This is a genomic window from Pseudomonas sp. GWSMS-1 (genome assembly GCF_049847425.1).
In the GTDB taxonomy this organism is placed as follows: Bacteria; Pseudomonadota; Gammaproteobacteria; order Pseudomonadales; family Pseudomonadaceae; genus Aquipseudomonas.
The window spans coordinates 1-17,147 of sequence record NZ_JBMHHV010000004.1; the positions used below are offsets into that span (position 1 = coordinate 1).

Here is a 17,147-nt window from a genome sequence, read left to right on the forward strand (position 1 = left end):
TGAGCAATCGCCTGGCTTGTATCGTGTTCTTTATGTCGCGCTGCTCTTTAGGCATGTGTGGCTGCTTAAACTTCTTATAAAACAATAGGTTGGTTTTCAAGAAGGGGTTGCAAAGCAGCGAAAGCTGCGTAGAATATGCGTGGCTGGCAGGGTAGTGGTTTGATTCTGTTGGTGGTTCGGTTGAGGCAATCGAAAGCGGTAAAAGAGGCGGTTGACAGCGGTTTGAAACGCTGTAGAATTCGCCTCCCGCTGACGAGAAGCTAGGAGTTGATCGAAAGCGCAAGTGGTTGAGTTTGAAAAGAAATTTTCGAAATCACTTGACGGAAGATGAGGCTGCTGTAGAATTCGCGCCTCGGTTGAGACGAAAGACTTAACCACCGCTCTTTAACAACTGAATCAAGCAATTCGTGTGGGTGCTTGTGAGGTAAGACTGCTAGTCGCAAGATTATCAGCATCACAAGTTACTCCGCGAGAAATCAAAGATGTAACCAACGATTGCTGAGCTAGGTTTAGGGTTTTCTCAAAACCCAAGCAGTATTGAACTGAAGAGTTTGATCATGGCTCAGATTGAACGCTGGCGGCAGGCCTAACACATGCAAGTCGAGCGGTAGAGAGAAGCTTGCTTCTCTTGAGAGCGGCGGACGGGTGAGTAATGCCTAGGAATCTGCCTAGTGGTGGGGGATAACGTTCGGAAACGGACGCTAATACCGCATACGTCCTACGGGAGAAAGCGGGGGACCTTCGGGCCTCGCGCCATTAGATGAGCCTAGGTCGGATTAGCTAGTTGGTGAGGTAATGGCTCACCAAGGCTACGATCCGTAACTGGTCTGAGAGGATGATCAGTCACACTGGAACTGAGACACGGTCCAGACTCCTACGGGAGGCAGCAGTGGGGAATATTGGACAATGGGCGAAAGCCTGATCCAGCCATGCCGCGTGTGTGAAGAAGGTCTTCGGATTGTAAAGCACTTTAAGTTGGGAGGAAGGGTAGTAACTTAATACGTTGCTACTTTGACGTTACCGACAGAATAAGCACCGGCTAACTTCGTGCCAGCAGCCGCGGTAATACGAAGGGTGCAAGCGTTAATCGGAATTACTGGGCGTAAAGCGCGCGTAGGTGGTTCAGTAAGTTGGATGTGAAATCCCCGGGCTCAACCTGGGAACTGCATCCAAAACTGCTGAGCTAGAGTACGGTAGAGGGTAGTGGAATTTCCTGTGTAGCGGTGAAATGCGTAGATATAGGAAGGAACACCAGTGGCGAAGGCGACTACCTGGACTGGTACTGACACTGAGGTGCGAAAGCGTGGGGAGCAAACAGGATTAGATACCCTGGTAGTCCACGCCGTAAACGATGTCAACTAGCCGTTGGGAGTCTTGAACTCTTAGTGGCGCAGCTAACGCATTAAGTTGACCGCCTGGGGAGTACGGCCGCAAGGTTAAAACTCAAATGAATTGACGGGGGCCCGCACAAGCGGTGGAGCATGTGGTTTAATTCGAAGCAACGCGAAGAACCTTACCTGGCCTTGACATGCTGAGAACTTTCTAGAGATAGATTGGTGCCTTCGGGAACTCAGACACAGGTGCTGCATGGCTGTCGTCAGCTCGTGTCGTGAGATGTTGGGTTAAGTCCCGTAACGAGCGCAACCCTTGTCCTTAGTTACCAGCACGTAATGGTGGGAACTCTAAGGAGACTGCCGGTGACAAACCGGAGGAAGGTGGGGATGACGTCAAGTCATCATGGCCCTTACGGCCAGGGCTACACACGTGCTACAATGGTCGGTACAAAGGGTTGCCAAGCCGCGAGGTGGAGCTAATCCCATAAAACCGATCGTAGTCCGGATCGCAGTCTGCAACTCGACTGCGTGAAGTCGGAATCGCTAGTAATCGTGAATCAGAATGTCACGGTGAATACGTTCCCGGGCCTTGTACACACCGCCCGTCACACCATGGGAGTGGGTTGCACCAGAAGTAGCTAGTCTAACCCTCGGGAGGACGGTTACCACGGTGTGATTCATGACTGGGGTGAAGTCGTAACAAGGTAGCCGTAGGGGAACCTGCGGCTGGATCACCTCCTTAATCGAAGACTTCAGCTTCTTCATAAGTTCCCACACGAATTGCTTGATTCATTGAAAAAGACGATTGGGTCTGTAGCTCAGTTGGTTAGAGCGCACCCCTGATAAGGGTGAGGTCGGCAGTTCGAATCTGCCCAGACCCACCAATTGTTGTGGGGTTTGGCCTTGTACGAATATGGGGCCATAGCTCAGCTGGGAGAGCGCCTGCCTTGCACGCAGGAGGTCAGCGGTTCGATCCCGCTTGGCTCCACCATATACAGCATAGTAAGAGTTCAGAAATGAACGTTCCTGCTAACAGCAGATGAATGTTGATTTCTGGTCTTTGACCAGTAAGAAAATCGTTCTTTAAAAATTTGGGTATGTGATAGAAGTGACTGATTAATTACTTTCACTGGTAATTAATTTGGTCAAGGTAAAATTTGTAGTTCTCAATTGCAAATTTTCGGCGAATGTCGTCTTCACGTTAGAGACAATAACCAGATTGCTTGGGGTTATATGGTCAAGTGAAGAAGCGCATACGGTGGATGCCTTGGCAGTCAGAGGCGATGAAAGACGTTGTAGCCTGCGATAAGCTCCGGGGAGTCGGCAAACAGACTTTGATCCGGAGATCTCTGAATGGGGGAACCCAGCCAGCATAAGCTGGTTATCACACACTAAATACATAGGTGTGTGAGGCGAACCAGGGGAACTGAAACATCTAAGTACCCTGAGGAATAGAAATCAACCGAGATTCCCTTAGTAGTGGCGAGCGAACGGGGACTAGCCCTTAAGTTGATTTGAGATTAGTGGAAGGCTCTGGAAAGTGCCGCCGTAGTGGGTGATAGCCCCGTACACGAAAATCTCTTATCAATGAAATCGAGTAGGACGGAGCACGAGAAACTTTGTCTGAATATGGGGGGACCATCCTCCAAGGCTAAATACTACTGACTGACCGATAGTGAACTAGTACCGTGAGGGAAAGGCGAAAAGAACCCCGGAGAGGGGAGTGAAATAGATCCTGAAACCGTATGCGTACAAGCAGTGGGAGCCCACTTTGTTGGGTGACTGCGTACCTTTTGTATAATGGGTCAGCGACTTATATTCAGTGGCGAGCTTAACCGAATAGGGGAGGCGTAGCGAAAGCGAGTCTTAATAGGGCGACAGTCGCTGGGTATAGACCCGAAACCGGGCGATCTATCCATGGGCAGGTTGAAGGTTGGGTAACACTAACTGGAGGACCGAACCGACTACCGTTGAAAAGTTAGCGGATGACCTGTGGATCGGAGTGAAAGGCTAATCAAGCTCGGAGATAGCTGGTTCTCCTCGAAAGCTATTTAGGTAGCGCCTCGTGTATCACTGTTGGGGGTAGAGCACTGTTTCGGCTAGGGGGTCATCCCGACTTACCAAACCGATGCAAACTCCGAATACCAACAAGTGTCAGCACGGGAGACACACGGCGGGTGCTAACGTCCGTCGTGAAAAGGGAAACAACCCAGACCGTCAGCTAAGGTCCCAAAGTTATGGTTAAGTGGGAAACGATGTGGGAAGGCTTAGACAGCTAGGAAGTTGGCTTAGAAGCAGCCATCTTTTAAAGAAAGCGTAATAGCTCACTAGTCGAGTCGGCCTGCGCGGAAGATGTAACGGGGCTCAAACCATACACCGAAGCTACGGGTTCATCTTAGGATGAGCGGTAGAGGAGCGTTCTGTAAGCCTGTGAAGGTGAGTTGAGAAGCTTGCTGGAGGTATCAGAAGTGCGAATGCTGACATGAGTAACGACAATGGGAGTGAAAAACTCCCACGCCGAAAGACCAAGGTTTCCTGCGCAACGTTAATCGACGCAGGGTGAGTCGGCCCCTAAGGTGAGGCAGAAATGCGTAATCGATGGGAAACGGGTTAATATTCCCGTACTTCTAATTACTGCGATGGAGGGACGGAGAAGGCTAGGCCAGCACGGCGTTGGTTGTCCGTGTTTAAGGTGGTAGGCTGAATGCTTAGGTAAATCCGGGCGTTCAAGGCCGAGAACTGATGACGAGTTATCTTTTAGATGACGAAGTGGTTGATGCCATGCTTCCAGGAAAAGCTTCTAAGCTTCAGGTAATTAGGAACCGTACCCCAAACCGACACAGGTGGTTAGGTAGAGAATACCAAGGCGCTTGAGAGAACTCGGGTGAAGGAACTAGGCAAAATGGCACCGTAACTTCGGGAGAAGGTGCGCCGGTGAGGGTGAAGCATTTACTGCGTAAGCCCATGCCGGTCGAAGATACCAGGCCGCTGCGACTGTTTATTAAAAACACAGCACTCTGCAAACACGAAAGTGGACGTATAGGGTGTGACGCCTGCCCGGTGCCGGAAGGTTAATTGATGGGGTTAGCTAACGCGAAGCTCTTGATCGAAGCCCCGGTAAACGGCGGCCGTAACTATAACGGTCCTAAGGTAGCGAAATTCCTTGTCGGGTAAGTTCCGACCTGCACGAATGGCGTAACGATGGCGGCGCTGTCTCCACCCGAGACTCAGTGAAATTGAAATCGCTGTGAAGATGCAGTGTATCCGCGGCTAGACGGAAAGACCCCGTGAACCTTTACTATAGCTTTGCACTGGACTTTGAGTTTGCTTGTGTAGGATAGGTGGGAGGCTTTGAAGCGTGGACGCCAGTTCGCGTGGAGCCAACCTTGAAATACCACCCTGGCAACCTTGAGGTTCTAACTCTGGTCCGTTATCCGGATCGAGGACAGTGTATGGTGGGTAGTTTGACTGGGGCGGTCTCCTCCTAAAGAGTAACGGAGGAGTACGAAGGTGCGCTCAGACCGGTCGGAAATCGGTCGTAGAGTATAAAGGCAAAAGCGCGCTTGACTGCGAGACAGACACGTCGAGCAGGTACGAAAGTAGGTCTTAGTGATCCGGTGGTTCTGTATGGAAGGGCCATCGCTCAACGGATAAAAGGTACTCCGGGGATAACAGGCTGATACCGCCCAAGAGTTCATATCGACGGCGGTGTTTGGCACCTCGATGTCGGCTCATCACATCCTGGGGCTGAAGCCGGTCCCAAGGGTATGGCTGTTCGCCATTTAAAGTGGTACGCGAGCTGGGTTTAGAACGTCGTGAGACAGTTCGGTCCCTATCTGCCGTGGACGTTTGAGATTTGAAAGGGGCTGCTCCTAGTACGAGAGGACCGGAGTGGACGAACCTCTGGTGTTCCGGTTGTCACGCCAGTGGCATTGCCGGGTAGCTATGTTCGGAAAAGATAACCGCTGAAAGCATCTAAGCGGGAAACTTGCCTTGAGATGAGATCTCACTGGAACCTTGAGTTCCCTAAAGGGCCGTCGAAGACTACGACGTTGATAGGTTGGGTGTGTAAGCGCTGTGAGGCGTTGAGCTAACCAATACTAATTGCCCGTGAGGCTTGACCATATAACACCCAAACAATTTGATGTTTGTGTGTCTCTATGAAGACTGCAACAGCCGAAAATTTGTAAGAACACAGCTACCTTTATCACATACCCAATTCGGAGCAGCGTCTAACGACGATACTCCAGCTGAATCGCTTGACGACCATAGAGCATTGGAACCACCTGATCCCATCCCGAACTCAGTAGTGAAACGATGCATCGCCGATGGTAGTGTGGGGTTTCCCCATGTGAGAGTAGGTCATCGTCAAGCACCTATACCAAAACCCCCGATCAGGAAACTGGTCGGGGGTTTTACTATTAGTACAGGCATGAAGTTTTGAGCGATCAAAACTACTACCTAGAGATGTAATGCAAGTCGTTGACTAGAAAGAGAAATCTTCGAAAAACAGCTTGACTAAACAAGAGGCTGCTGTAGAATTCGCGCCTCGGTTGAGACGAAAGACTTAACCACCGCTCTTTAACAACTGAATCAAGCAATTCGTGTGGGTGCTTGTGAGGTAAGACTGCTAGTCGCAAGATTATCAGCATCACAAGTTACTCCGCGAGAAATCAAAGATGTAACCAACGATTGCTGAGCTAGGTTTAGGGTTTTCTCAAAACCCAAGCAGTATTGAACTGAAGAGTTTGATCATGGCTCAGATTGAACGCTGGCGGCAGGCCTAACACATGCAAGTCGAGCGGTAGAGAGAAGCTTGCTTCTCTTGAGAGCGGCGGACGGGTGAGTAATGCCTAGGAATCTGCCTAGTGGTGGGGGATAACGTTCGGAAACGGACGCTAATACCGCATACGTCCTACGGGAGAAAGCGGGGGACCTTCGGGCCTCGCGCCATTAGATGAGCCTAGGTCGGATTAGCTAGTTGGTGAGGTAATGGCTCACCAAGGCTACGATCCGTAACTGGTCTGAGAGGATGATCAGTCACACTGGAACTGAGACACGGTCCAGACTCCTACGGGAGGCAGCAGTGGGGAATATTGGACAATGGGCGAAAGCCTGATCCAGCCATGCCGCGTGTGTGAAGAAGGTCTTCGGATTGTAAAGCACTTTAAGTTGGGAGGAAGGGTAGTAACTTAATACGTTGCTACTTTGACGTTACCGACAGAATAAGCACCGGCTAACTTCGTGCCAGCAGCCGCGGTAATACGAAGGGTGCAAGCGTTAATCGGAATTACTGGGCGTAAAGCGCGCGTAGGTGGTTCAGTAAGTTGGATGTGAAATCCCCGGGCTCAACCTGGGAACTGCATCCAAAACTGCTGAGCTAGAGTACGGTAGAGGGTAGTGGAATTTCCTGTGTAGCGGTGAAATGCGTAGATATAGGAAGGAACACCAGTGGCGAAGGCGACTACCTGGACTGGTACTGACACTGAGGTGCGAAAGCGTGGGGAGCAAACAGGATTAGATACCCTGGTAGTCCACGCCGTAAACGATGTCAACTAGCCGTTGGGAGTCTTGAACTCTTAGTGGCGCAGCTAACGCATTAAGTTGACCGCCTGGGGAGTACGGCCGCAAGGTTAAAACTCAAATGAATTGACGGGGGCCCGCACAAGCGGTGGAGCATGTGGTTTAATTCGAAGCAACGCGAAGAACCTTACCTGGCCTTGACATGCTGAGAACTTTCTAGAGATAGATTGGTGCCTTCGGGAACTCAGACACAGGTGCTGCATGGCTGTCGTCAGCTCGTGTCGTGAGATGTTGGGTTAAGTCCCGTAACGAGCGCAACCCTTGTCCTTAGTTACCAGCACGTAATGGTGGGAACTCTAAGGAGACTGCCGGTGACAAACCGGAGGAAGGTGGGGATGACGTCAAGTCATCATGGCCCTTACGGCCAGGGCTACACACGTGCTACAATGGTCGGTACAAAGGGTTGCCAAGCCGCGAGGTGGAGCTAATCCCATAAAACCGATCGTAGTCCGGATCGCAGTCTGCAACTCGACTGCGTGAAGTCGGAATCGCTAGTAATCGTGAATCAGAATGTCACGGTGAATACGTTCCCGGGCCTTGTACACACCGCCCGTCACACCATGGGAGTGGGTTGCACCAGAAGTAGCTAGTCTAACCCTCGGGAGGACGGTTACCACGGTGTGATTCATGACTGGGGTGAAGTCGTAACAAGGTAGCCGTAGGGGAACCTGCGGCTGGATCACCTCCTTAATCGAAGACTTCAGCTTCTTCATAAGTTCCCACACGAATTGCTTGATTCATTGAAAAAGACGATTGGGTCTGTAGCTCAGTTGGTTAGAGCGCACCCCTGATAAGGGTGAGGTCGGCAGTTCGAATCTGCCCAGACCCACCAATTGTTGTGGGGTTTGGCCTTGTACGAATATGGGGCCATAGCTCAGCTGGGAGAGCGCCTGCCTTGCACGCAGGAGGTCAGCGGTTCGATCCCGCTTGGCTCCACCATATACAGCATAGTAAGAGTTCAGAAATGAACGTTCCTGCTAACAGCAGATGAATGTTGATTTCTGGTCTTTGACCAGTAAGAAAATCGTTCTTTAAAAATTTGGGTATGTGATAGAAGTGACTGATTAATTACTTTCACTGGTAATTAATTTGGTCAAGGTAAAATTTGTAGTTCTCAATTGCAAATTTTCGGCGAATGTCGTCTTCACGTTAGAGACAATAACCAGATTGCTTGGGGTTATATGGTCAAGTGAAGAAGCGCATACGGTGGATGCCTTGGCAGTCAGAGGCGATGAAAGACGTTGTAGCCTGCGATAAGCTCCGGGGAGTCGGCAAACAGACTTTGATCCGGAGATCTCTGAATGGGGGAACCCAGCCAGCATAAGCTGGTTATCACACACTAAATACATAGGTGTGTGAGGCGAACCAGGGGAACTGAAACATCTAAGTACCCTGAGGAATAGAAATCAACCGAGATTCCCTTAGTAGTGGCGAGCGAACGGGGACTAGCCCTTAAGTTGATTTGAGATTAGTGGAAGGCTCTGGAAAGTGCCGCCGTAGTGGGTGATAGCCCCGTACACGAAAATCTCTTATCAATGAAATCGAGTAGGACGGAGCACGAGAAACTTTGTCTGAATATGGGGGGACCATCCTCCAAGGCTAAATACTACTGACTGACCGATAGTGAACTAGTACCGTGAGGGAAAGGCGAAAAGAACCCCGGAGAGGGGAGTGAAATAGATCCTGAAACCGTATGCGTACAAGCAGTGGGAGCCCACTTTGTTGGGTGACTGCGTACCTTTTGTATAATGGGTCAGCGACTTATATTCAGTGGCGAGCTTAACCGAATAGGGGAGGCGTAGCGAAAGCGAGTCTTAATAGGGCGACAGTCGCTGGGTATAGACCCGAAACCGGGCGATCTATCCATGGGCAGGTTGAAGGTTGGGTAACACTAACTGGAGGACCGAACCGACTACCGTTGAAAAGTTAGCGGATGACCTGTGGATCGGAGTGAAAGGCTAATCAAGCTCGGAGATAGCTGGTTCTCCTCGAAAGCTATTTAGGTAGCGCCTCGTGTATCACTGTTGGGGGTAGAGCACTGTTTCGGCTAGGGGGTCATCCCGACTTACCAAACCGATGCAAACTCCGAATACCAACAAGTGTCAGCACGGGAGACACACGGCGGGTGCTAACGTCCGTCGTGAAAAGGGAAACAACCCAGACCGTCAGCTAAGGTCCCAAAGTTATGGTTAAGTGGGAAACGATGTGGGAAGGCTTAGACAGCTAGGAAGTTGGCTTAGAAGCAGCCATCTTTTAAAGAAAGCGTAATAGCTCACTAGTCGAGTCGGCCTGCGCGGAAGATGTAACGGGGCTCAAACCATACACCGAAGCTACGGGTTCATCTTAGGATGAGCGGTAGAGGAGCGTTCTGTAAGCCTGTGAAGGTGAGTTGAGAAGCTTGCTGGAGGTATCAGAAGTGCGAATGCTGACATGAGTAACGACAATGGGAGTGAAAAACTCCCACGCCGAAAGACCAAGGTTTCCTGCGCAACGTTAATCGACGCAGGGTGAGTCGGCCCCTAAGGTGAGGCAGAAATGCGTAATCGATGGGAAACGGGTTAATATTCCCGTACTTCTAATTACTGCGATGGAGGGACGGAGAAGGCTAGGCCAGCACGGCGTTGGTTGTCCGTGTTTAAGGTGGTAGGCTGAATGCTTAGGTAAATCCGGGCGTTCAAGGCCGAGAACTGATGACGAGTTATCTTTTAGATGACGAAGTGGTTGATGCCATGCTTCCAGGAAAAGCTTCTAAGCTTCAGGTAATTAGGAACCGTACCCCAAACCGACACAGGTGGTTAGGTAGAGAATACCAAGGCGCTTGAGAGAACTCGGGTGAAGGAACTAGGCAAAATGGCACCGTAACTTCGGGAGAAGGTGCGCCGGTGAGGGTGAAGCATTTACTGCGTAAGCCCATGCCGGTCGAAGATACCAGGCCGCTGCGACTGTTTATTAAAAACACAGCACTCTGCAAACACGAAAGTGGACGTATAGGGTGTGACGCCTGCCCGGTGCCGGAAGGTTAATTGATGGGGTTAGCTAACGCGAAGCTCTTGATCGAAGCCCCGGTAAACGGCGGCCGTAACTATAACGGTCCTAAGGTAGCGAAATTCCTTGTCGGGTAAGTTCCGACCTGCACGAATGGCGTAACGATGGCGGCGCTGTCTCCACCCGAGACTCAGTGAAATTGAAATCGCTGTGAAGATGCAGTGTATCCGCGGCTAGACGGAAAGACCCCGTGAACCTTTACTATAGCTTTGCACTGGACTTTGAGTTTGCTTGTGTAGGATAGGTGGGAGGCTTTGAAGCGTGGACGCCAGTTCGCGTGGAGCCAACCTTGAAATACCACCCTGGCAACCTTGAGGTTCTAACTCTGGTCCGTTATCCGGATCGAGGACAGTGTATGGTGGGTAGTTTGACTGGGGCGGTCTCCTCCTAAAGAGTAACGGAGGAGTACGAAGGTGCGCTCAGACCGGTCGGAAATCGGTCGTAGAGTATAAAGGCAAAAGCGCGCTTGACTGCGAGACAGACACGTCGAGCAGGTACGAAAGTAGGTCTTAGTGATCCGGTGGTTCTGTATGGAAGGGCCATCGCTCAACGGATAAAAGGTACTCCGGGGATAACAGGCTGATACCGCCCAAGAGTTCATATCGACGGCGGTGTTTGGCACCTCGATGTCGGCTCATCACATCCTGGGGCTGAAGCCGGTCCCAAGGGTATGGCTGTTCGCCATTTAAAGTGGTACGCGAGCTGGGTTTAGAACGTCGTGAGACAGTTCGGTCCCTATCTGCCGTGGACGTTTGAGATTTGAAAGGGGCTGCTCCTAGTACGAGAGGACCGGAGTGGACGAACCTCTGGTGTTCCGGTTGTCACGCCAGTGGCATTGCCGGGTAGCTATGTTCGGAAAAGATAACCGCTGAAAGCATCTAAGCGGGAAACTTGCCTTGAGATGAGATCTCACTGGAACCTTGAGTTCCCTAAAGGGCCGTCGAAGACTACGACGTTGATAGGTTGGGTGTGTAAGCGCTGTGAGGCGTTGAGCTAACCAATACTAATTGCCCGTGAGGCTTGACCATATAACACCCAAACAATTTGATGTTTGTGTGTCTCTATGAAGACTGCAACAGCCGAAAATTTGTAAGAACACAGCTACCTTTATCACATACCCAATTCGGAGCAGCGTCTAACGACGATACTCCAGCTGAATCGCTTGACGACCATAGAGCATTGGAACCACCTGATCCCATCCCGAACTCAGTAGTGAAACGATGCATCGCCGATGGTAGTGTGGGGTTTCCCCATGTGAGAGTAGGTCATCGTCAAGCACCTATACCAAAACCCCCGATCAGGAAACTGGTCGGGGGTTTTACTATTAGTACAGGCATGAAGTTTTGAGCGATCAAAACTACTACCTAGAGATGTAATGCAAGTCGTTGACTAGAAAGAGAAATCTTCGAAAAACAGCTTGACTAAACAAGAGGCTGCTGTAGAATTCGCGCCTCGGTTGAGACGAAAGACTTAACCACCGCTCTTTAACAACTGAATCAAGCAATTCGTGTGGGTGCTTGTGAGGTAAGACTGCTAGTCGCAAGATTATCAGCATCACAAGTTACTCCGCGAGAAATCAAAGATGTAACCAACGATTGCTGAGCTAGGTTTAGGGTTTTCTCAAAACCCAAGCAGTATTGAACTGAAGAGTTTGATCATGGCTCAGATTGAACGCTGGCGGCAGGCCTAACACATGCAAGTCGAGCGGTAGAGAGAAGCTTGCTTCTCTTGAGAGCGGCGGACGGGTGAGTAATGCCTAGGAATCTGCCTAGTGGTGGGGGATAACGTTCGGAAACGGACGCTAATACCGCATACGTCCTACGGGAGAAAGCGGGGGACCTTCGGGCCTCGCGCCATTAGATGAGCCTAGGTCGGATTAGCTAGTTGGTGAGGTAATGGCTCACCAAGGCTACGATCCGTAACTGGTCTGAGAGGATGATCAGTCACACTGGAACTGAGACACGGTCCAGACTCCTACGGGAGGCAGCAGTGGGGAATATTGGACAATGGGCGAAAGCCTGATCCAGCCATGCCGCGTGTGTGAAGAAGGTCTTCGGATTGTAAAGCACTTTAAGTTGGGAGGAAGGGTAGTAACTTAATACGTTGCTACTTTGACGTTACCGACAGAATAAGCACCGGCTAACTTCGTGCCAGCAGCCGCGGTAATACGAAGGGTGCAAGCGTTAATCGGAATTACTGGGCGTAAAGCGCGCGTAGGTGGTTCAGTAAGTTGGATGTGAAATCCCCGGGCTCAACCTGGGAACTGCATCCAAAACTGCTGAGCTAGAGTACGGTAGAGGGTAGTGGAATTTCCTGTGTAGCGGTGAAATGCGTAGATATAGGAAGGAACACCAGTGGCGAAGGCGACTACCTGGACTGGTACTGACACTGAGGTGCGAAAGCGTGGGGAGCAAACAGGATTAGATACCCTGGTAGTCCACGCCGTAAACGATGTCAACTAGCCGTTGGGAGTCTTGAACTCTTAGTGGCGCAGCTAACGCATTAAGTTGACCGCCTGGGGAGTACGGCCGCAAGGTTAAAACTCAAATGAATTGACGGGGGCCCGCACAAGCGGTGGAGCATGTGGTTTAATTCGAAGCAACGCGAAGAACCTTACCTGGCCTTGACATGCTGAGAACTTTCTAGAGATAGATTGGTGCCTTCGGGAACTCAGACACAGGTGCTGCATGGCTGTCGTCAGCTCGTGTCGTGAGATGTTGGGTTAAGTCCCGTAACGAGCGCAACCCTTGTCCTTAGTTACCAGCACGTAATGGTGGGAACTCTAAGGAGACTGCCGGTGACAAACCGGAGGAAGGTGGGGATGACGTCAAGTCATCATGGCCCTTACGGCCAGGGCTACACACGTGCTACAATGGTCGGTACAAAGGGTTGCCAAGCCGCGAGGTGGAGCTAATCCCATAAAACCGATCGTAGTCCGGATCGCAGTCTGCAACTCGACTGCGTGAAGTCGGAATCGCTAGTAATCGTGAATCAGAATGTCACGGTGAATACGTTCCCGGGCCTTGTACACACCGCCCGTCACACCATGGGAGTGGGTTGCACCAGAAGTAGCTAGTCTAACCCTCGGGAGGACGGTTACCACGGTGTGATTCATGACTGGGGTGAAGTCGTAACAAGGTAGCCGTAGGGGAACCTGCGGCTGGATCACCTCCTTAATCGAAGACTTCAGCTTCTTCATAAGTTCCCACACGAATTGCTTGATTCATTGAAAAAGACGATTGGGTCTGTAGCTCAGTTGGTTAGAGCGCACCCCTGATAAGGGTGAGGTCGGCAGTTCGAATCTGCCCAGACCCACCAATTGTTGTGGGGTTTGGCCTTGTACGAATATGGGGCCATAGCTCAGCTGGGAGAGCGCCTGCCTTGCACGCAGGAGGTCAGCGGTTCGATCCCGCTTGGCTCCACCATATACAGCATAGTAAGAGTTCAGAAATGAACGTTCCTGCTAACAGCAGATGAATGTTGATTTCTGGTCTTTGACCAGTAAGAAAATCGTTCTTTAAAAATTTGGGTATGTGATAGAAGTGACTGATTAATTACTTTCACTGGTAATTAATTTGGTCAAGGTAAAATTTGTAGTTCTCAATTGCAAATTTTCGGCGAATGTCGTCTTCACGTTAGAGACAATAACCAGATTGCTTGGGGTTATATGGTCAAGTGAAGAAGCGCATACGGTGGATGCCTTGGCAGTCAGAGGCGATGAAAGACGTTGTAGCCTGCGATAAGCTCCGGGGAGTCGGCAAACAGACTTTGATCCGGAGATCTCTGAATGGGGGAACCCAGCCAGCATAAGCTGGTTATCACACACTAAATACATAGGTGTGTGAGGCGAACCAGGGGAACTGAAACATCTAAGTACCCTGAGGAATAGAAATCAACCGAGATTCCCTTAGTAGTGGCGAGCGAACGGGGACTAGCCCTTAAGTTGATTTGAGATTAGTGGAAGGCTCTGGAAAGTGCCGCCGTAGTGGGTGATAGCCCCGTACACGAAAATCTCTTATCAATGAAATCGAGTAGGACGGAGCACGAGAAACTTTGTCTGAATATGGGGGGACCATCCTCCAAGGCTAAATACTACTGACTGACCGATAGTGAACTAGTACCGTGAGGGAAAGGCGAAAAGAACCCCGGAGAGGGGAGTGAAATAGATCCTGAAACCGTATGCGTACAAGCAGTGGGAGCCCACTTTGTTGGGTGACTGCGTACCTTTTGTATAATGGGTCAGCGACTTATATTCAGTGGCGAGCTTAACCGAATAGGGGAGGCGTAGCGAAAGCGAGTCTTAATAGGGCGACAGTCGCTGGGTATAGACCCGAAACCGGGCGATCTATCCATGGGCAGGTTGAAGGTTGGGTAACACTAACTGGAGGACCGAACCGACTACCGTTGAAAAGTTAGCGGATGACCTGTGGATCGGAGTGAAAGGCTAATCAAGCTCGGAGATAGCTGGTTCTCCTCGAAAGCTATTTAGGTAGCGCCTCGTGTATCACTGTTGGGGGTAGAGCACTGTTTCGGCTAGGGGGTCATCCCGACTTACCAAACCGATGCAAACTCCGAATACCAACAAGTGTCAGCACGGGAGACACACGGCGGGTGCTAACGTCCGTCGTGAAAAGGGAAACAACCCAGACCGTCAGCTAAGGTCCCAAAGTTATGGTTAAGTGGGAAACGATGTGGGAAGGCTTAGACAGCTAGGAAGTTGGCTTAGAAGCAGCCATCTTTTAAAGAAAGCGTAATAGCTCACTAGTCGAGTCGGCCTGCGCGGAAGATGTAACGGGGCTCAAACCATACACCGAAGCTACGGGTTCATCTTAGGATGAGCGGTAGAGGAGCGTTCTGTAAGCCTGTGAAGGTGAGTTGAGAAGCTTGCTGGAGGTATCAGAAGTGCGAATGCTGACATGAGTAACGACAATGGGAGTGAAAAACTCCCACGCCGAAAGACCAAGGTTTCCTGCGCAACGTTAATCGACGCAGGGTGAGTCGGCCCCTAAGGTGAGGCAGAAATGCGTAATCGATGGGAAACGGGTTAATATTCCCGTACTTCTAATTACTGCGATGGAGGGACGGAGAAGGCTAGGCCAGCACGGCGTTGGTTGTCCGTGTTTAAGGTGGTAGGCTGAATGCTTAGGTAAATCCGGGCGTTCAAGGCCGAGAACTGATGACGAGTTATCTTTTAGATGACGAAGTGGTTGATGCCATGCTTCCAGGAAAAGCTTCTAAGCTTCAGGTAATTAGGAACCGTACCCCAAACCGACACAGGTGGTTAGGTAGAGAATACCAAGGCGCTTGAGAGAACTCGGGTGAAGGAACTAGGCAAAATGGCACCGTAACTTCGGGAGAAGGTGCGCCGGTGAGGGTGAAGCATTTACTGCGTAAGCCCATGCCGGTCGAAGATACCAGGCCGCTGCGACTGTTTATTAAAAACACAGCACTCTGCAAACACGAAAGTGGACGTATAGGGTGTGACGCCTGCCCGGTGCCGGAAGGTTAATTGATGGGGTTAGCTAACGCGAAGCTCTTGATCGAAGCCCCGGTAAACGGCGGCCGTAACTATAACGGTCCTAAGGTAGCGAAATTCCTTGTCGGGTAAGTTCCGACCTGCACGAATGGCGTAACGATGGCGGCGCTGTCTCCACCCGAGACTCAGTGAAATTGAAATCGCTGTGAAGATGCAGTGTATCCGCGGCTAGACGGAAAGACCCCGTGAACCTTTACTATAGCTTTGCACTGGACTTTGAGTTTGCTTGTGTAGGATAGGTGGGAGGCTTTGAAGCGTGGACGCCAGTTCGCGTGGAGCCAACCTTGAAATACCACCCTGGCAACCTTGAGGTTCTAACTCTGGTCCGTTATCCGGATCGAGGACAGTGTATGGTGGGTAGTTTGACTGGGGCGGTCTCCTCCTAAAGAGTAACGGAGGAGTACGAAGGTGCGCTCAGACCGGTCGGAAATCGGTCGTAGAGTATAAAGGCAAAAGCGCGCTTGACTGCGAGACAGACACGTCGAGCAGGTACGAAAGTAGGTCTTAGTGATCCGGTGGTTCTGTATGGAAGGGCCATCGCTCAACGGATAAAAGGTACTCCGGGGATAACAGGCTGATACCGCCCAAGAGTTCATATCGACGGCGGTGTTTGGCACCTCGATGTCGGCTCATCACATCCTGGGGCTGAAGCCGGTCCCAAGGGTATGGCTGTTCGCCATTTAAAGTGGTACGCGAGCTGGGTTTAGAACGTCGTGAGACAGTTCGGTCCCTATCTGCCGTGGACGTTTGAGATTTGAAAGGGGCTGCTCCTAGTACGAGAGGACCGGAGTGGACGAACCTCTGGTGTTCCGGTTGTCACGCCAGTGGCATTGCCGGGTAGCTATGTTCGGAAAAGATAACCGCTGAAAGCATCTAAGCGGGAAACTTGCCTTGAGATGAGATCTCACTGGAACCTTGAGTTCCCTAAAGGGCCGTCGAAGACTACGACGTTGATAGGTTGGGTGTGTAAGCGCTGTGAGGCGTTGAGCTAACCAATACTAATTGCCCGTGAGGCTTGACCATATAACACCCAAACAATTTGATGTTTGTGTGTCTCTATGAAGACTGCAACAGCCGAAAATTTGTAAGAACACAGCTACCTTTATCACATACCCAATTCGGAGCAGCGTCTAACGACGATACTCCAGCTGAATCGCTTGACGACCATAGAGCATTGGAACCACCTGATCCCATCCCGAACTCAGTAGTGAAACGATGCATCGCCGATGGTAGTGTGGGGTTTCCCCATGTGAGAGTAGGTCATCGTCAAGCACCTATACCAAAACCCCCGATCAGGAAACTGGTCGGGGGTTTTACTTTGTGCGCCGAAAATATAAGCCGCGCTGCCAAGCCTTGATAGGCAACCAAACTGTGCGTAGCTTTGGTGCTTTAACGCACCTTCATCAGAGTCATTTTCATGGCCGATCCGGCATCCTCTGAAATACTTTCCGGGCTTGAGCTTAATCAGCTTATTGCCTGCCATGAGTGCGATCTGTTGCTGCGCAGGCCCCAGGCTTGCGCTGGTGAGCGAGTTGAGTGCCCACGCTGTGGGTGTGAGTTGTTCACCCGGCGTACTCAGGTTATACGCCGCAGCATGCGTTGGTGATTGCGGCTTACTGTTATATATCCCAGCTAATTTTCTGCCGATT

Annotated in this window: 6 tRNA genes and 9 rRNA genes; all 15 read left to right on the forward strand. The window is 50.9% G+C overall.

Going from position 1 to position 17,147, the window contains the following annotated elements:
• Positions 1–539 precede the first annotated feature (539 nt).
• The 15 genes from ACEPAJ_RS03250 (at position 540) to rrf (ACEPAJ_RS03320) (ending at position 16,770) form a co-directional block, all read left to right on the forward strand.
• Positions 540–2,076 (forward strand): 16S ribosomal RNA (locus ACEPAJ_RS03250).
• A gap of 65 nt (positions 2,077–2,141) precedes the next feature.
• Positions 2,142–2,218, forward strand: a tRNA-Ile gene (locus ACEPAJ_RS03255).
• Positions 2,219–2,249: 31 nt separating this feature from the next.
• A tRNA-Ala gene (locus ACEPAJ_RS03260) sits at positions 2,250–2,325 on the forward strand.
• A 244-nt stretch (positions 2,326–2,569) separates the two neighbouring features.
• A 23S ribosomal RNA gene (locus ACEPAJ_RS03265) occupies positions 2,570–5,459 on the forward strand.
• A gap of 133 nt (positions 5,460–5,592) precedes the next feature.
• Positions 5,593–5,708: ribosomal RNA gene (gene rrf, locus ACEPAJ_RS03270) — 5S ribosomal RNA — on the forward strand.
• A gap of 362 nt (positions 5,709–6,070) precedes the next feature.
• A 16S ribosomal RNA gene (locus ACEPAJ_RS03275) occupies positions 6,071–7,607 on the forward strand.
• A 65-nt stretch (positions 7,608–7,672) separates the two neighbouring features.
• Positions 7,673–7,749 (forward strand) — tRNA-Ile (locus tag ACEPAJ_RS03280).
• Positions 7,750–7,780: 31 nt separating this feature from the next.
• Positions 7,781–7,856: transfer RNA gene (locus ACEPAJ_RS03285), tRNA-Ala, on the forward strand.
• A gap of 244 nt (positions 7,857–8,100) precedes the next feature.
• A 23S ribosomal RNA gene (locus tag ACEPAJ_RS03290) occupies positions 8,101–10,990 on the forward strand.
• Between the two features lie 133 nt (positions 10,991–11,123).
• Positions 11,124–11,239 (forward strand): 5S ribosomal RNA (rrf, locus tag ACEPAJ_RS03295).
• Between the two features lie 362 nt (positions 11,240–11,601).
• Positions 11,602–13,138, forward strand: a 16S ribosomal RNA gene (locus tag ACEPAJ_RS03300).
• Between the two features lie 65 nt (positions 13,139–13,203).
• Positions 13,204–13,280 (forward strand) — tRNA-Ile (locus tag ACEPAJ_RS03305).
• A gap of 31 nt (positions 13,281–13,311) precedes the next feature.
• A tRNA-Ala gene (locus ACEPAJ_RS03310) sits at positions 13,312–13,387 on the forward strand.
• Positions 13,388–13,631: 244 nt separating this feature from the next.
• Positions 13,632–16,521, forward strand: a 23S ribosomal RNA gene (locus tag ACEPAJ_RS03315).
• 133 nt (positions 16,522–16,654) lie between these two features.
• Positions 16,655–16,770: ribosomal RNA gene (gene rrf / locus ACEPAJ_RS03320) — 5S ribosomal RNA — on the forward strand.
• Together the 16S, 23S and 5S rRNA genes with 6 tRNA genes alongside form the textbook arrangement of a ribosomal RNA operon.
• The last annotated feature ends 377 nt before the right edge of the window (positions 16,771–17,147 follow it).